This window comes from Borrelia sp. MN22-0132 (assembly GCF_049201035.1).
GTDB classification, from domain to species: Bacteria; Spirochaetota; Spirochaetia; order Borreliales; family Borreliaceae; genus Borrelia; species Borrelia puertoricensis.
Map to the genome: position 1 here is coordinate 699981 of NZ_CP138334.1, position 17307 is coordinate 717287.

The window sequence follows — 17307 nt, forward strand, 5'->3', positions numbered from 1 at the left end:
ATTGGGAGTTGAAAATTATGTTGGCAAAAAAGTTATTATTTTTATTGTCATCTTTAGTTTTTGTGATAAATTCATTTATCATGTCTAGTGGTATAAAGAATATTGGGATAAAGAATGGAAATTACATTACTGTTAAGGGATTAAGTGAAAAAAGAGGTACTCTCAACTTCCTCAAGTTGGAATTTGTGGTATGAATTAGGTGGAAATATTATAGATGAGATTAATAAGTTAAATAATGCAAATTTTTTAGCGATAAGAGATTTTTTTGTTAGCTATGGGTTTCATGAAGATGAGATGAGCATGAAAAATATGGATTTTCATATTGCAAACTATAGTGATACTCTTTATAAGTACAATGCATATGTATCTTTAGGTATTTATACTAAAGATATTGATAAAATGGAGCAGGTAAGCAAAAATATTATTAAACTTTACAATAAAGGAGTACTCTTTACTGGTAATGGTGAACCAAGTTATTATTTTGATAAAATCAATGATGTTAAACCTGAAATGCTAGCAGATTCTATTAAAAATGTCTTGGATGCGGCTTTGGAGTTTTTACGTAATTCTGATGCTATTTTAGAAAAAATTAAGACCGTAAATCAAGGATACTTTGAATTTCTTTCAGTTGATAGAAGTTCCGAGAATCATGAGCGTTATTCAAATAAAATATTAAGGGTTGTTACTACAGTTTCTTATTATTTAGATTAAATTTGTTGAAAGGAATGGTGATGGAGTTTTTGTGTTCTAATAAAGAGAGTGATTTAAAGGGAAAGTTTTTTGATTTTTTTTTAAAAAATATTAGTCAAGATGATTTTACTAGTATTGGAGTTTGTGGTGGTCGAAATATTATTTCTTTTCTCAATGTCTTTGATGAACAAAATTATCCTCTTAAAAAATCTCATTTTTTTTTAGTAGATGAGCGTTGTGTTGCTTTAAATAGTGAGTACAGTAATTTTAGGCTTTTGAGAGAAGGATTTTTTTCTAAAATGATGAAGAAAAATTTAATCTGTGGTTCTAATTTTCATCCATTTATTTACAGTGAATTTGATGAAACATTGTCTATTTATAATTATAATGTTGAATTTAATTCTAGATTTACAAGATTGGATCTTAGCATTTTATCTGTTGGTGAAGATGGGCATGTTGCTTCTCTTTTTCCCTCAAGGAAACTTTTGTTTTCTGAGATGGAAGGATATCAATATGAATATGATGCACCAAAGCTTCCAAGTAAGCGAATGAGCTTAACCCCTAAGTCTTTACTTTTGTCTAAGGCTTCTGTTTTACTCTTTATTGGTTATGAAAAAAAAGGTGCTTTAGAAAATTTTTTAAGTTCGGAAGTTTCTCTAAGAGAATGTCCAGCTAAAATTTTCAAGGATCATGCTCGTTTATTGGTTCTTACAAATATTGAGGGAGTCTATGCAGGATCCTAGGCTTTCTAAATATCAGAATGCAAAAAATTTGGGAGGAAAGACCTTTAGAGAATTTGACAAAAAAGAGTCACATAATGATTTGCCTGAAATACAAGGTTCTCTGCTTAAGTCATGGGTCAATCTGATTAAGAGGGGCAAAAAAGAGGGTTTCAGCAATTCAAGTTCTCTTAGCAAAGGAGTTGGGAAGCCAGGATTTATTCGCAAAGAGAGTAAAATATCAAAAATAGCAAAATATTTCTTAGCTATTGGTCTTGAAAAATCGTCAAAAATTATGGCTGAGCTTGATGATGCTGATATAATTGCAATTACTAGAGAAATTACGAAAATTAGGTACATTACCCCTGATGATAAAAAACGAATTATTCAAGAATTTGAAAATTTAGTAAAAAGTGAGAAAAAATATTTAAAAATTGATGATAAATTTACTTATGAGTTATTAAATAAATCTTTAAGTAAGGCAAAAGCGAAAGAAATTTATAGAAAAGTTACAGGAATTGATCCGTTTTTGCCTTTTGATTACTTGTCTGGTATTGAGAATGAACAACTTTGGGTTTTAGTTAAAGATGAAAATATTCAAACACTTTTGATAATATATAATTATTTAACCAAAGAACAGAAAAAATATGTTTTTTCTATGTTGGAAAAAGATATTAAGAAACAGTTTATTAAGGAACTTGCCAAGCCGAGACAGTTAAATATAGATATGATTGAGATTATCTCTGATAGACTCAAGAGTAGATTTGCAATACAGGGTAAACTTAAGACAGAAAAACTTGATGGTTCTAAGATACTTGTTGATATTTTGAGTTATATGGATTCTGAGGATGAAAAAAATCTTTTGAGTAATATTGATATGAAAGTTTTAAATCCTGTTAAAGATAGTGAGATTAAAGAAAAAATATTTGATATCAATGTAATACTTAGAATTACAGATAATGATATGCATAATATTTTAAGAGAATTTACAGATAACGATATTGCGATTATTATTAAAGATAAAAGTGATGAGATTAGAGATAAAATTCTTTTCAATGTTTCAAGAAGACGTAAAACTCTTATTTTAGAAGAAGAGTCTTTTTTGAAAGAGGTAAAAAAGAGAGATATAAAAGCAATGACTACGTCCTTTGTTAATTATATTAAGGAGTTAACTTTAAAGGGTGAGTTAATTATATATAGAAAAAATGAGGAGTTTGTTTAGTGAAACTTGATGAACTACGTAAAAAGTATATAGAATTTTTTAAGAGTAAGGGACATTGTGAGATTGCAGGCAAGTCTTTAATTCCTGATAATGATTCTACAGTTCTTTTTAATACAGCTGGCATGCAACCGCTTGTACCTTATCTTCTTGGAGAAATACATCCGTCTGGAGATATGTTAGTTGATGTTCAGAAATGTTTAAGAACAGGAGACATTGATGAGGTGGGAGATCTGAGTCATTTAACTTTTTTTGAAATGCTTGGAAATTGGTCTCTTGGTGCTTATTTTAAAGAACTTTCAGTAAAGTATAGTTTTGAGTTTTTAACTTCACCTGATTATTTAAATATTTCAAAAGATAGGCTTTATGTTAGTGTTTTTGAAGGTGATGAGAGTATTCCACGGGATACAAAGACAGCTAGTGTTTGGGAAAGTCTTGGAATTCCTAAAGATAGAATATTTTATCTCTCAAGAGAGCATAATTTTTGGGGACCTGTTGGAAATGTAGGGCCTTGTGGGCCGGATACTGAAATCTTTGTAGATACAGGCAAAGAGAAGTGTTCTAATGAATGTGATATTATATGTTCTTGTGGTAAATATTTTGAGATTTGGAATAATGTTTTTATGCAATATAAGAGGGATGAGAATGGAAATTATGAAGAGTTGGATCGGAAATGTGTGGATACAGGCATGGGTATTGAGAGAACAATTACATTTTTGCAGGGAAAGTCTTCAGTTTATGATACGGATGCATTTAGACCGATAATTGATAAGATTGAAAAATTTTCTGGCAAAATTTATGGACAAAATTTAGAGGATGATAAATCTATTCGAATAATTGCTGATCATATTAAGGCCAGTTGTTTTATTTTGGCTGATAATTTTGCAGTTCTTCCGTCTAATATAGGACAGGGATATGTTTTAAGGAGAATCATTAGGAGAGCTATTAGATATGCAAAAAAACTTGGGATGGAATCTCATGTTTTAGTGGATCTTGTTGATCCTGTTGAAGAGATTTATAAATCTTTTTATAAAGAATTAACAGAAAAGAAGGATTTTATTAAGGCTGAGTTAAATACAGAGGAAGAAAGATTTTTTAAAACTTTGCGTCATGGTGAACAAGAATTTATTAAATTAATTCAGCATTTATCATCGAAATTAATTCCTGGTGAGATTGCTTTTAAACTTTATGATACTTATGGTTTTCCTTATGAAATAACGGAAGAACTTGCAACTGAACATGGATTTAGTATAGATAAGACAGGCTTTGAAGAGCATTTTAGGAAGCATCAAAAGGTTTCTAAGAAAGGAGGTGATAAAGTCTTTAAAGGGGGACTTGCAGATTGTACATATGAGACTATCAAGTTACATACAGCCACTCATTTGCTTCATAAGGCACTTCAATTAGTCTTAGGTGATCATGTGAGGCAAAAAGGTAGTAATATTACTGCTGAGAGACTAAGGTTTGATTTTAGTCATCCTTATAAAATGATGGATGATGAGATAAAAAGAGTTGAAGATATGGTTAATTTACAGATAAAAAATAAATTATCTGTAAAGCGAACTGTAATGAGTCTGGATGATGCCTTGGCTAAGGGTGCTATGGCTCTATTTGGTGAGAAATATGAAGAGATTGTGAGTGTGTATGAAATTGATGGTTTTTCAATTGAAGTTTGTGGTGGTCCCCATGTTAAGAACACTGGTGAACTTGGGATTTTTAAGATACAAAAGGAACAGGCTTCATCATCAGGGGTAAGGAGAATAAGAGGCATTTTGATCAATTAATATTGGAGGATACTTTATGTTTAAACATTTAGGCGATTATTTATTAACTTTACATCCTATTTTTTTAGGATTTTTAGGTTCTACTTTTACTTGGTTTACCACAGCTTTTGGGGCGGCTGCTGTTTTTTGTTTCAGAAAAGTAAACAATAAAATAATGGATGCCATGCTTGGCTTTTCAGCAGGAATTATGATTGCTGCTAGTTTTTTTTCGCTTATTAAACCAGCAATAGAGATGGCGGAAGAGCTTGGTTATATTGCATGGATGCCAGCAGTTTTTGGTTTCCTATTAGGAGCATTTTTTATATATATTGTGGATGTATTTGTGCCAGATCTTGATAAACTAGCATTTATTGATGAAGATTTAACAAGACATGGTAAAAAGGATTTTTTGCTTTTTACGGCTGTTACGTTGCATAATTTTCCGGAAGGACTTGCTGTTGGTGTTGCTTTTGGAGCTTTAGCTTCTTCTCCTGACATTCATACTTTAGTTGGAGCTATGATTCTTACATTAGGAATCGGTATTCAAAATATGCCAGAAGGTGCAGCAATTTCTTTGCCTTTAAGGAGAGGTAATGTTCCTTTATGGAAGTGTTTTAATTATGGTCAGATGTCAGGTTTGGTAGAAATTGTTGGAGGATTTTTAGGATCTTATGCAGTTTATACTTTTACTAGGATTTTACCTTTTGCTTTATCTTTTTCTGCAGGGGCAATGATTTATGTTTCAATTGAACAATTAATACCTGAAGCTAAGAGAAAAGATATTGACAATAAGATTCCAACCATATTTGGAGTTGTTGGATTTGCTTTAATGATGTTCCTTGATGTGTCTTTGGGGTAATTAGCCAAATTTGCCAGTAATATATTCTTCTGTCTTAATATTTTTAGGATTGAAAAATAATTCATCTGTTTGGCTTTCTTCTTCAATATAGCCATTTAGGAAGAATGCAGTTCGATCAGATATCCGTCCAGCTTGTTGCATATTATGAGTTACAATTATGATTGTGTAGCTTTCTTTTAAATTTATTATTAGTTCTTCAATTTTTCCTGTTGAGATTGGATCAAGAGCAGAAGTAGGCTCATCCATTAATATTACATTTGGTTCGATTGCAAGAGTTCTTGCAATGCAGAGTCTTTGTTGTTGTCCCCCTGAAAGGCTTAAGGCATTTCTGTTAAGTTTATCTTTTACTTCATTCCATAGTGCAGATTTTATTAGGGATTTTTCAACTATCTCATCAAGTTTTTTTTTATCTTTAATTCCATGAATTTTAGGTCCATAACTTATGTTGTCATAAACTGACATTAAAAATGGATTAGGAGTTTGAAAAACCATTCCAATTTTTCTCCTAAGTTCTAGTACATCAAAATTGTTTGAGTAAATACTTTTATCTTCATACATAACTTTTCCTTCTATTTTAACTCCTTCCACAAGATCATTCATTCTGTTAAGCGTTCTAAGAAATGTTGATTTTCCACAACCTGATGGACCTATTAAGGCTGTGATGCTATTTCTTAGTATTGATATGTTAATATTATTTAATGCTTTAAAATCTGTATAAAATAAGTTTAGATTTTCTGTTTTAATAATTGCTTTGTCTTGGCTCATTTACTTAATCCTATATAATTTATTGATTAGAAATTTTGATGTTAAATTCATTAAAAGTATCATTATTATAAGTATTGATGCTGTTGCAAAACCTTTGTCTAAATATCCTTCTTGAAATAATAATAGTAGATGTACAGTTAAACTTCTTGAAGGTTCATTTAGGGAACTTGCAAGTCCTAAATTTGTCCCCATTGTAAAAAGGAGTACAGCAGTTTCTCCAAGAGCACGTCCTATTGCAAGCACTATCCCTGTCAATATGCCTGGACTAGAAGCGGGTAGTAAAATTTTGATTATAGTTTCTGTTTTATTGGCACCTAGAGCAACTGAGGCATATTTGTATGATTTAGGAATTGATTTTAGTGCTTCCTCAGTTGTTTTAATAATCATTGGTAAGATCATTAAAGAACTTGTTATTGCTCCTGAGAGTATTCCCATGCCAAAGATTGGCACAAAAAAGATAAGTCCAAAGAGTCCAAAAATGATAGCAGGGATGGATGATAAGATATCAACACTCATGGATACTGTTTTATAAAATATTTTATTTGCAGTATATTCTGCAAGCATTATTCCCGTACCAATTCCTATTGAAATTGATATTATTGCTGTTAATATTATGACGTAAAATGTGTTGAGGATTAAATAAGAAATGCCCCCGTATTTTCCAGAATTTCTTGGAGTAGATAATATGAAATTTAAGTTTAAAGGCATTTCTTTTTTCATATAGTATAATTTGAGAAAAGGAGCATCACTTTTATAGAAAGAATGCCAAGGCACAACTGCAATTGTGCCTTCATGTTCTTCCACTGTTTTTATTGCATTTTGATCATAATCTGAGTATTTTATGATATTTAATTTAATATTTTTAGATATTAAGTCATTCCAGTCTTTCTTTTCTATGAGTAATTTTTTAATCTGATTAAGACTTAGTATGTTAATAATTTCATTTTCACTTTTTTGTAGTGTTTTTTTGCCTACTAAAATAGACATGGATTTGATTTTTAGGGATTTAATTTCTGAATATTTTTTAAAATCTAATTTTTCAAGCTCTTCTTTTGTTAAGTAACCAATAGCCCCTGTTGTTTTATTGACAGTTTTTATTATCTTTTCAGTTGATTCTACAAGCTTTATATACCTGTTATTAAATTTATTGTCTTTGGTAAAAGTTTGTAGCATGACTGTACTTGCAAGATTTGACTGTGAACTTGCAATTGGAACTATGTCAATACTTTGATCTGATATGCTTCCCCAATGTGAAATTTTATTATTGTATATATTGTAGATATCTTGCGTAGTAATTTCTTCCACTTTTATGCTTTTATTAATAATAAATGCAATTTTGATTATTTTGTTTTTCAATGTGGATGGTAAAAAGTGTTTTGTTTCATCTAAAAATAATGTTTGTTTTTTGCTTGTAAAGAATAGTGAATTGTATACTATATACGATATTAGAAAAAATAGTAGTGTTATTAAAAAATAAGAAATGAATCTGATTATGCAAAATGAAATTTTATTGAATAATTTATTTGTTTGAATTGTATTCACTTGATTTTTAGCCTTTTAGATGAAGATAAAATAAAGTGTTTAATTGAATTTATTATTATGACTAATAATAGCAAAACCAAAGCTGTAGAAAATAAGGCTTCTTTGTGTGTTCCAGATGCATATCCCATATCTATTGCAATGTTTACCGTTAGTGTTCTAATAGGTGAGAATATATTTTGTATAAATAGAGGTGAACCCCCACCAACCATTAAAACTGCTATTGTCTCACCAATAGCTCTTCCAATTGCTAGTATTACTCCTGCTAAAATTCCTTTTCCAGCTGAAGGAATCATCACTTTATATATTGTTTGCCAGTCTGTTGCAGCTAGTGCAAGAGATGCTAGTTTATATGATTTTGGAACAGCTTTAAGTGATGTGTATGAGACGCTAATTATTGTTGGGAGTATCATTATGCTTAGAACTATTACTGAGGTTATTAAATTATATCCTAAGTTATCTTCTCTTCTGAAAGTGTTCTTTATAAGGGTTGCTATAAATGTGCTTCCAAAAAACCCATATACTACGCTTGGTATTCCTGCTAAGAGTTCTATTATTGTTTGTAATGTTTTTTGGTAAATGCCTTTGGTTTTCTCAGACAGGTAAATTGCAAAACCAAGTCCAATTGGTAGTGCAATTAGAACTGAAAAAAATGTTGTTAAAGCTGAATTTATAATAAAAGATAAAATTCCGTAAGATTTTTGTAGTCTGCTAGTAGGATCCCAATTTGTGCTGAATAGAAAATTAAAAATTTTGATTTTATTATTAAGCAAGGGTGCTATTCCATTTTTAATGATAAATAAGATTAATAGTAATATTGTCAAGGTACTAATTGTTGCGGATGTAAAAATAAAACAGTTGAAAGCCAATCTAACAATATTTCTTTTTGTCTTTAAAGTTAATTTCATGCCTTAAAAGAGTTCCCCTATAGAAATCGAATTTTGTTAAATTTATATTTAACTTAAATTCTTAAGACAATTTTGTCATGGTTTTAGTTATTTTCAGTTGTATGAACCTTTATGAACCCTTGTTCTTCAACAATATCTTGTCCATTTGGACTTAGCATAAAGTTAATAAAATCAAGTATATTCTGATTCTCAGAAATACTGTTTGTGATCGCTATTAGCCTTCTTTTTATATTATATTTGTCCTTTGTTATTGTTTCTTTTGTAGGATATATGTTATTTATTGAGAGTGTATGTAGACCTTTTTCTATTGCACCTCTTGCATATCCAAAACTAATGTAACCAATTGAGTGGGGCGTGAGACTTATTTTTTCAATTACTTCACCATTGGATTTGACCATAATACTATCTTGTCTGAATTGAGCTTCCTCAGGATTTTTTAATATTTTATCAAGAACCAGTTCTCTTATAGATGAATGAGAGCCTGATGATGAATCTCGATTTATGAAATTAATTTTAGCATCATGTCCACCGACTTGTTGCCAATTTCTAATATTTCCGTTAAGTATTTTTACTAAGTTTTCTTCTGTAATATTTGTGATTTTGACATCAGGGCTTGTAATGAATATTAAAGCGTCATAAGCAATAATTGTGATTTTTGCTCCTTGAGCTATTTCTTCTTCAGTTGCGTCTCTTGAAGAAATTGCCATTTTATAAATACCATCGAATAATCCTTTAATGCCAACACTACTGCCTTGTGCATCATAAGTGACTTTGAGTTGATTATTTATTTTTTGGTATCGTAGGATCATTTCGTCCATAATAGAGGTTGTCGAGGTAGATCCACCAATTGCGATGACATTTTCTTTATCTTTGTTTGTACAATTGCTAAATAAAAAAGTTAGTGAAATAGCAAAGAGCACTTTGATAGCCTGCATTAAATTAACTCCTTTTACAACTATATATAATATCATTAATCTTAGATAAGTCAATGAATAGTAAATATTTTGATTTTTTGATATAAGTTATTATATACATTAAAAATTTGAGGTATTAGATGGGTACGATTAAATCGGGAGATATTGAAAAAGGTACTTTTTTGCTTTTTAAAGGCATGCCACATATTGTTCTTGAGAGAGAGTTTTCAAAAATGGGTAGGGGAGGTTCTATTGTAAGATTGAAGCTTAAAAATCTTAAAAACAAGTCTGTTGTTAAGGAAACTTTAAAGGGTGCTGATACAGTAGAAGAAATTGAAGTGTTAGAAGTTGGTTCTCAGTATCTTTATAAAGAGAATGAAAATCTTATTTTTATGGATCTAGAAACTTATGAGCAATTTGATGTGAACTTAAGAGGGATTTCGAACATTGAGGACAAGGTTCTGTTTTTGCAAGAAGCTGAGATTTATTCTCTTATTAAATGGGATAATGAAGTTATTGATCTTAAATTGCCTCCAAAAGTTGCCTTTGAGGTTGTAGATGCTGAGATTGCTGTGAAAGGCGATACTGTAACTAATGCAATGAAGAATGTTACCCTTCATACGGGATTGGTGGTAAAAGCACCTCTTTTTATTAATGTTGGAGATAAAATTTTAGTTAATTCCGAAACTAAAGAGTATGCTGAGAGAGTTAAAGAGTAACATATTGTTATTATTTTTTATTTTTTTTTGTTCCTGTGAGATGAACTATCCTGATATAAGGGAAGTTGATTATGTGATTAATTATTATTTCGCTAAAGATAAATTCGATTATTTTATGACTTTTGATTTTGCCGTTAAAGTTTTAAATTCTAATGATGTGATCAAATTTTTTGTTGAAAACATGGATAGTAAGGAGTTTATTGAAGTAGCTAAGGATAAATATACTTCTTCTTTTATAGATTCTGTTCTTGGGAAAAACGTTCTTTATTGTAAAGATTTAAGGTTTAATGTTTTTGATAAGAGTTTTGAAAATTTTGTGGCACAAGTTCATCTTATTGATTCTGGAATGAGGGTATATAGTAGAGATATTGTCATAAGTTTAAGCTTGTCGGAAGAAGAATTGACTTTAATTCATTATTATATGTATAACTCAAAAGATAAGCTTAAGTTAAATGAAATTAGTGGTAATAATTTATATTTGATTAAGACTCCTAAGGATGAAATTGATTTTTTCTATTCAATTGTTAAGATCGAAGATTTAATGAACATTCAGTTAGATGATGATAACTTGGATGCTTATTTAGGGTTTTATTACTTGGGGAAGAATTCTAATTTATTTTTTAAATTAAACTAGTTTGGGCCTACCAGGACTTGAACCTGGGACCACCCGATTATGAGTCGGGTGCTCTAACCAACTGAGCTATAGGCCCCATATAAGTAAAGATAAGCTAAAAAAGTTCTTAAAAGTGATTAAACATTTTTAATGCCAATTAAAGCTTAGAAATACCTTAGATCATTATATTGATTTTTTATTGATTGTCAAGTTCGTCAATTTCATTTTGTATGATTTCTATTTTTGAATTTAATTCGTTTAATTTGGCCTCAATTGATTCTTTATTTTTGATGAGTTGTTGCATTTTTGATTTCACTTTTACAATTTCATCTATTTTTATTGCTTTTATCAAATCTGTGTTCAACTTGGATATCTGTTGATTTAGATTTTTTATTGTTTCTAACAATGAATTAATTGTTACGGTTTTATTTAATCCCTTTTCTGTTTTTGATATCTCAACAAATTCTTCGGCAATTTTTTTTAAAATTAATTCTCTATTTGTTTGAACAGCATTAATAGTACATTCTATTTTATTTTTACTATTAATGTTATCTTTTATACTTTTATGTTTTATTTCATTGTTTATTTTTACGATTTCTGTTTGAATTTCATTCATTAACCTATATTCTTCAACGATTGCTTTGCTTAAGTCTTTGTTTCCTATAAATTCATCAATTAAATTTTCTAAATTGTCTGAAAATAAATGTTCTTTTAATATTTTTTTCTCGAATTCTTTTGATATTTTTTCTATGTTTATTTTATTTATGATGTCTTTTAGTATTAGTTTAATGTTTATGATAAGTTTTTTGAAGAAATTAATTTTTTCATTGAGTTTTGTTATTTCTGTTGTTTTATATTTATACTTTTCAAGTGTTGATTTGGTAAAATTCATTTTGTATTCTAAAATTGCTGAAAGATTATTTGGATATTTGTTTATTATTATTTCAGTAATTTTTTTAAGTTTTTTTTCATGTGCTTTTAAGATGTGTTTTTTGCTTTTTCTATAGTCTTTGACCTTTTTATATAATTCTTTTAGTTTACTCTCATTATCTTCTATTTTATTTAGGCTTGCTTTAAGCTGAGATATTTCTTTTTCAATTAATTTTAAAGATGTGTAAGATTTTAATTTTTTAAGTTCTATTACGTTGCTGTTTTTAAGTGCTTTGCCAAGTTCAACTAGTTTTTTATCTCTTTGTGTGATCATTTCTTGAATTTTGGATTTAATATCTTTTATCATAAGCGGTTTCCATGTTCATTTTATTTTCTGTTAACATTTTTTTCAAGCTCAAATTTGGAAATTTTATGGTAAATTTTTCTTCCATGTGGGCAGTATTTTAGTTTGAGATTGAAAAATTCATTTATTAAAAATTGACTAAATTCAGAACTTATTGTATCATTGCATTTAATAGCTTGTCTACATGCAATGGTTGCATATAAATCAGTTTGCAGCGAATCAATTGTTTTACTTTTTCTTGTTTTAAAAAATTGAATGATAAGATTTTCATATTTGTTGCAGATATTGGGAATTGATTCGAGTTGGTAGGTTTGTTCCTTTATTTTGGTAACTATGATATCTAATTTTTTATATTCTTCCAATTCACTTGCTAATATTTTATCTGTATCTTCACAGTCTACTTGAAATTCAATCGGTATTAGAAGTTTTTGAGTAATTTTTTCTGAATTTATTAAAGTTTGATATATGATTTTTTCGTGAAGTGCATGCTGATCTATGAAGAAAGCCTCATTATCTTTTTCTACTATTAAAAATTCTGAAAATAGTTGTCCCCTATATTTAAATTTATGTTTTGTTATTGGTTTTTGAAAATCATTTGGCATTGTAGAAGTTTCTAGGAGAATATTTTGGATGTAGCTTTTGAATGATGGTTTATCTTTTTGAATTGGGTTTTGACTTTCAAATTTTACCTTATCTTCTATTATGTTTGTTATTTTATTGTTTTTAGGTTTATCTAGAATCAATGATTCGTTTTGTATGATTTCATAAGCTTGAAAATCTGAATTTGTTAGATCATCTTCAGGGTGTAATAGATGAGTGTCATTTGTTATTTGCCTTTTGATTATTATGTTATGGTAATCTTGTAAAATTTCTTTTCGTTCTCTGTCAAAAAATTCGTTAATATTGCTTGAAACTTGCTTAGGAAGAAATGGTAAGTTAAAAAATCTTACTTCTTTTTTTTGAGGATGTATATTAAAATCGACGTATCTGGGATCTATTTCTAGAAATAAATAACATATTGGGAAATTTCTATTAGTGAGTATTCTGCTATGTCCATCAATTATTGCTTCAGATAGATTGTGCTCTTCAACAGGTCTTCTATTTAGGAATATTTTTATGTTTCGTCTGTCTCTTCTTGAGAAGTTGGGTGGAGCAAAAAAGATTTTCATTTGTACATTTTCATATTCTGTTTCTATTTTCCCAAATTTATTGTTTTCTATTATTTCTCCATATACACTCTGAACTCTATTTATTAAGCTTTCTTTAAAGTAAACTTTTCTTAGTTCATTGTTTAGACTTAATTTAAAGTCAATGCCAGGATGAGTAACAGCCTTTTCTTCAAAGACTTTTAAACACATTTTTGTTTCGATAGAGTCTTTTTTTAAGAATCTTTTTCTTGCTGGGAAATTGTGGAATAGATTCGTAACATCTACTATTGTTCCATTTATTGCGGATTGTTTTTTAAAATATTTTTCAGTTCCGTTTTCAACTTCAATTTGGTAGCTGTCTTCTCCTGTAGTTGAACTTGTGATTGTTAAATTTGAACAGATGGCAATACTTGAGAGAGCTTCCCCTCTAAATCCTAGTGTTTGGATTTTTTCAAGGTCTTTCTCTTCATTTATTTTTGAAGTGGTATGGGATAGGTAACATATTTTTAAATCTTCTTTGCTTATTCCGCTACCATTGTCTGTTATTAGTATTCTTCGAATCCCACCTTCTTCAAGAAAAACCTCAATTTTATCTGCTCCGGAATCTATTGAATTGTCAAGTAATTCTCTTAAGATTGAACAAGGTCTATCTATTGCTTCTCCTGCTGCTATTTTTTGTACTAGACTTCTATCTAAAAATTTTATTTTATTCATTTGCCTATAATTTTTATTATTGTTTTATTTTGTTTGTAATTGGGAAATTTGTTGATAACTTCTTTAAGTATTTTATCATTCCCATTATCATTATATTCTATTATGCCTAATGCATGTAGAGCTTCTGGGTTGTTTGGATTTATTTTAATGTATTCTTTTAATTTTTCCATAGCTCTTTTATTATCTTTAATAGCAATCAAGGCAGTTGCAAGATTGTATTTTGCTTCAAGACTTGAGTGAGCTTCTGCTTTTTGAAAAATTTCTATTGCTTTTTGATAGTTTCCTTGATTTTTATAAAGTATGCCAAGATTGTTTAGTGCTAATAAATGATTTTTATTGCTAATTTTCTCAAGAGTTTCAATTGCTTTTGGTTCATTGCCTGATTTTTCGTATGCTCTTGCTAGATTGATATGAGCCGTAATATTTTCAGAATTTTTTAAAATTACACTATTGTAGAGTGGTATTGCTTCATTATAATTTTCTTTAGTCAAATAAATAGATGCTTTTAAATATAAGTACTCAGATTTTTCTGGATTTATGTCAAGGGCTTTATTGATACTTATTAGTGATTCATTAAGATTATCATTTTCAAATTTTGCTATTGCTAGATTATAAAACATAATATCGTTTTTTTCTTTTATCGAAGTACTTGCTTTGTCTAGATATTTTTCGCTGTTTTTAAAATCCCCAATATAGTTTGCAATAATTCCTGTTTTTAAAGCGTAATGAGGATTTTTTGTAATCTCATAAGCTTTTTTGAAACTTAAAAAAGCATTTTGTTTGTCATTGTTTTGTTCTTCTGCTATTCCTTTTTTATAGTAGGCAGTATCATAATTTGGGTCGATTGTAATTGCCTTTTTGAAAGCTTCAATTGCTTGTTTTGGTTTATTTGACAATATTAAGCTTGTTCCTTTATTTGTATATGCTTTTTTATGCTTTGGATTTAATGATATTGTTTTATCAAATGCTTTTATTGATTCTTCATATTTTTTAAGTTTAAATTTCATTATTCCGACTTTGTAGTGATCTTCTGCTTTGTTTGTAATATTTGCAATTTTTTCATAAATTTCTTCGGCTTTTTTGAAATCTTTTTGTTCTTCATTTGTTGATGCTAGCATTTTAAGAGATTGTAATTCTATTGAGGTTTGACTAATATGGTTTGCATGTATTTTAGGTTCTTCTTTCATTTTTATTTGATTATCTGTGAAGTGATCTTTTGTAGGGAATTTTTCTTCTTTGGGTTGTTTTTGCTTTAAAAGCTCCTTTTTGGAAGGAGCTTTTTCTATACTTATTGAATTTGGCTCTATATCTTGTTTTATTAATCTAATTAAGAGATTGGCCGCTTCTTGGGTTTGTAGTTTATCAATTAAGTCATTAACTTTATTGAATTTGTAACTCAATCCTTTTTTAATAAGCTCATTAAGTCTTTCTTTGGCAAGTGAGGGATTCCCGGTATTAATGTTATCTAATATTTCATAGAGTACTTTTTTTATTACATAACTATAAGGTCTCTCTATTTTTTCTATTATTTGATTTTTATGAGCATCTTTTGTGTTTGGGGTCTCTTTTTTATTTTTTGGTTTGATAGAGGGAGAAATTTCTACAACTTTGTCAATTTGTTTTGTTTTATTTTCCCTAGAGCCATCTGTATTCTTTTTTATAGGTTTATCTTCATTTTGTTCGTGTGTTTTTATGACTTGTTTTGTAGTGTTGAACTGAGTGGGCTTGGTTTGATTTAATTCTTTGTTGAGATTTTCTTTTAGTTTTTTTAAGTTAAATAGATTTTTTTTATTCTCAATAGATTTATCGTTGTTTGGACTTGATTCTTGTTGTTTTGCTATTTTATTTATGTTTTTTCTTAAGTTCTCAGGTATTGTGTTTTGATTAAATTCTAAAATGTCTTCGTTTTCAATTCCAGTATCATCTTTCCTATCAGCGTAATTTTCTATTTTTGTAGTATCTTTTATATATCTATTGTTAAAAGCAATTTCAGAATTTTCATTGTTAATAGGTATTGATTGTTGTTTTCCTTGTATTTTATCTAATATTTGATTAGCCGTATCTTTTTGTAAATCTTTTGATTCAAAAGGACTGTTATTTGCAAGTTCGGAAAGAGTGTTTTCAAGCATTGCAATATCTGCATTTTGCGGGTATTTATCTTTTAGAATTTTTGTTATTGAGTGTGCTTTTTTATAATTTCTGTCCATAACGCTGTTTTTTACTTCATTTAGCATTATTTCTTGATTGTTTTTATTTAGGCGTTCTTTATATACGTAATAACCAAGTCCTCCAAATGAAGCAATAAGTAATATTATTAAAATTATTAGTATGGGTAAATTTTTTCTTTTATTCATCTATATTCAACTCCTCTTGCCAATTAATTTTGTCTAGTTCAATTAAAAAATCTGTTTTTAAATTATCTTCAAATTTGTTTTTTAACATTGTTTTTTTCTTTTCATGTTCTTGTTTGTTATCTTTATCGTTTTTACTCATATGTTCTTGTTTGTTATCTTTATCGTTTTTACTCATATGTTCTTGTTTGTTATCTTTATCATTTTTGCTCATATGTTCTTGTTTGTTATCTTTATCGTTTTTACTCATATGTTCTTGTTTGTTATCTTTATCGTTTTTACTCATATGTTCTTGTTTGTTATCTTTATCATTTTTGCTCATATGTTCTTGTTTGTTATCTTTATCATTTTTGCTCATATGTTCTTGTTTGTTATCTTTATCGTTTTTACTCATATGTTCTTGTTTGTTATCTTTATCGTTTTTACTCATATGTTCTTGTTTGTTATCTTTATCATTTTGCTGTTCTGTGGCAATGTATTCATTTCTGTTTTTAAGACTTTTGTCAAGTTCTTCAAGAGCGGCTTTTTTATTTCTTAACAGAGCGATCATGTGGAGAATAGCATTTTTTTTTTCACTTTCATATCTTAATGTAATAAATTGTGAATAATCATGGATTGCCATAGTGTATGAATCCCATGCATTTTTGTAATTTTTTTCCTTAAAATTAATTTTTCCTTGTTCAACATAAGAATTTGCTCTGTTAAGAAGTGCTTTGTCATAATTGGGCATATTTTTAACTGAATTGGAATAATATTTGATTGCTAGGTTGTAATAACCCTCACCTCGTTTGAACATTATGTTACCCAGTTCAAAATATAACTTATAATCAATGTCTCCTCCTATTGCAATTCCATCAAGCAGAGCTCCTTCTGCTTCTGTTAGTTGATTATTTTCTCTATAGGCTATTGCTAGAAAATAGTAGCCGTTTTGTACTTTTGGATATTTCTGAATGGCTTCACTTAGGATTTTTATTGCTTGTGAATAATTTTTATTTTTTATCTCTTCTTGTCCAATTCTAATTAATCTTTGAGAGTATGCCAAATCTGAATTAAGTAATAAAATAAGCAAGACAATCAGCTTTTTAAGCAATAATAAACATTTATTCATATCTTTTATAAGTACTATTTTATTACTTTAAAGTAAATATTTCT

14 protein-coding genes, 1 tRNA gene and 1 pseudogene are annotated in these 17307 nt (G+C 28.7%); 7 read left to right on the forward strand and 9 right to left on the reverse strand.

The window, feature by feature from the left end:
* The first annotated feature begins 144 nt into the window (after positions 1-144).
* Genes R5397_RS03300 through R5397_RS03320 form a run of 5 tightly spaced genes read left to right on the forward strand, consistent with a single transcriptional unit; the run spans position 145 to position 5250 of the window.
* Entirely contained in the window at positions 145-711 is a 567-nt protein-coding gene (locus R5397_RS03300; RefSeq protein ID WP_421622884.1) for an SIMPL domain-containing protein, read from the forward strand.
* A 20-nt stretch (positions 712-731) separates the two neighbouring features.
* A complete protein-coding gene (locus R5397_RS03305) occupies positions 732-1433 on the forward strand; it encodes a 6-phosphogluconolactonase (RefSeq protein WP_421622885.1) in 702 nt (233 codons plus the stop codon).
* Entirely contained in the window at positions 1420-2631 is a 1212-nt protein-coding gene (locus R5397_RS03310; RefSeq protein ID WP_421622886.1) for a flagellar motor switch protein FliG, read from the forward strand. The genes R5397_RS03305 and R5397_RS03310 overlap by 14 nt, the downstream gene beginning before the upstream one ends.
* A complete protein-coding gene (locus R5397_RS03315) occupies positions 2631-4412 on the forward strand; it encodes an alanine--tRNA ligase (RefSeq protein ID WP_421622887.1) in 1782 nt (593 codons plus the stop codon). The genes R5397_RS03310 and R5397_RS03315 overlap by 1 nt, the downstream gene beginning before the upstream one ends.
* Positions 4413-4428: 16 nt before the next feature.
* On the forward strand, positions 4429-5250 hold the full coding sequence (locus R5397_RS03320) for a ZIP family metal transporter (RefSeq protein ID WP_247065403.1): 822 nt from the start codon (positions 4429-4431) through the stop codon (positions 5248-5250).
* Here R5397_RS03320 and pstB read toward each other — a convergent pair whose 3' ends face one another.
* The 4 genes from pstB to R5397_RS03340 all read right to left on the reverse strand — a co-directional run bounded on the left by pstB (position 5251) and on the right by R5397_RS03340 (position 9397).
* Entirely contained in the window at positions 5251-6015 is a 765-nt protein-coding gene (gene pstB / locus R5397_RS03325; protein WP_247065402.1) for a phosphate ABC transporter ATP-binding protein PstB, read from the reverse strand.
* Positions 6016-7557 carry a phosphate ABC transporter permease PstA gene (gene pstA, locus R5397_RS03330; protein WP_421622888.1) on the reverse strand — a complete coding sequence of 514 codons (1542 nt, stop codon included), beginning with the start codon at positions 7555-7557 and terminating at the stop codon, positions 6016-6018. It abuts the gene before it with no gap.
* Positions 7554-8462: a phosphate ABC transporter permease subunit PstC gene (pstC, locus tag R5397_RS03335; RefSeq protein WP_247065400.1), complete on the reverse strand. Its 909-nt coding sequence runs from the start codon at positions 8460-8462 to the stop codon at positions 7554-7556. The genes pstA and pstC overlap by 4 nt, the downstream gene beginning before the upstream one ends.
* A gap of 83 nt (positions 8463-8545) precedes the next feature.
* Positions 8546-9397 (reverse strand): substrate-binding domain-containing protein, encoded by an 852-nt coding sequence (locus tag R5397_RS03340; protein WP_247066220.1) that lies wholly within the window; start codon positions 9395-9397, stop codon positions 8546-8548.
* A gap of 119 nt (positions 9398-9516) precedes the next feature.
* On the opposite strand from R5397_RS03340, the gene efp reads away from it, so the two are divergent.
* Both efp and R5397_RS03350 read left to right on the forward strand, forming a co-directional pair.
* Positions 9517-10095 carry an elongation factor P gene (gene efp, locus R5397_RS03345; RefSeq protein ID WP_421622889.1) on the forward strand — a complete coding sequence of 193 codons (579 nt, stop codon included), beginning with the start codon at positions 9517-9519 and terminating at the stop codon, positions 10093-10095.
* Positions 10073-10729, forward strand: a complete 657-nt coding sequence (locus R5397_RS03350) for a hypothetical protein (protein WP_421622890.1) — start codon at positions 10073-10075, stop codon at positions 10727-10729. Before efp ends, R5397_RS03350 begins: the two co-directional genes overlap by 23 nt.
* 2 nt (positions 10730-10731) lie before the next feature.
* Here R5397_RS03350 and R5397_RS03355 read toward each other — a convergent pair.
* From R5397_RS03355 to R5397_RS03375, 5 genes and pseudogenes are all read right to left on the reverse strand, one after another.
* Positions 10732-10805 (reverse strand) — tRNA-Ile (locus R5397_RS03355).
* A gap of 99 nt (positions 10806-10904) precedes the next feature.
* Positions 10905-11945, reverse strand: a complete 1041-nt coding sequence (locus R5397_RS03360) for a hypothetical protein (RefSeq protein WP_421622891.1) — start codon at positions 11943-11945, stop codon at positions 10905-10907.
* Between the two features lie 20 nt (positions 11946-11965).
* A complete protein-coding gene (gene mutL / locus R5397_RS03365; RefSeq protein ID WP_421622892.1) occupies positions 11966-13804 on the reverse strand; it encodes a DNA mismatch repair endonuclease MutL in 1839 nt (612 codons plus the stop codon).
* The gene (locus R5397_RS03370; protein ID WP_421622893.1) at positions 13801-16158 is read right to left on the reverse strand and encodes a tetratricopeptide repeat protein; all 2358 of its coding nucleotides are present in this window, start codon (positions 16156-16158) and stop codon (positions 13801-13803) included. Before R5397_RS03370 ends, mutL begins: the two co-directional genes overlap by 4 nt.
* Positions 16159-16626: 468 nt before the next feature.
* Positions 16627-17263 (reverse strand): annotated as a pseudogene (locus tag R5397_RS03375) (tetratricopeptide repeat protein); the annotation flags it as partial.
* Positions 17264-17307 lie beyond the last annotated feature (44 nt).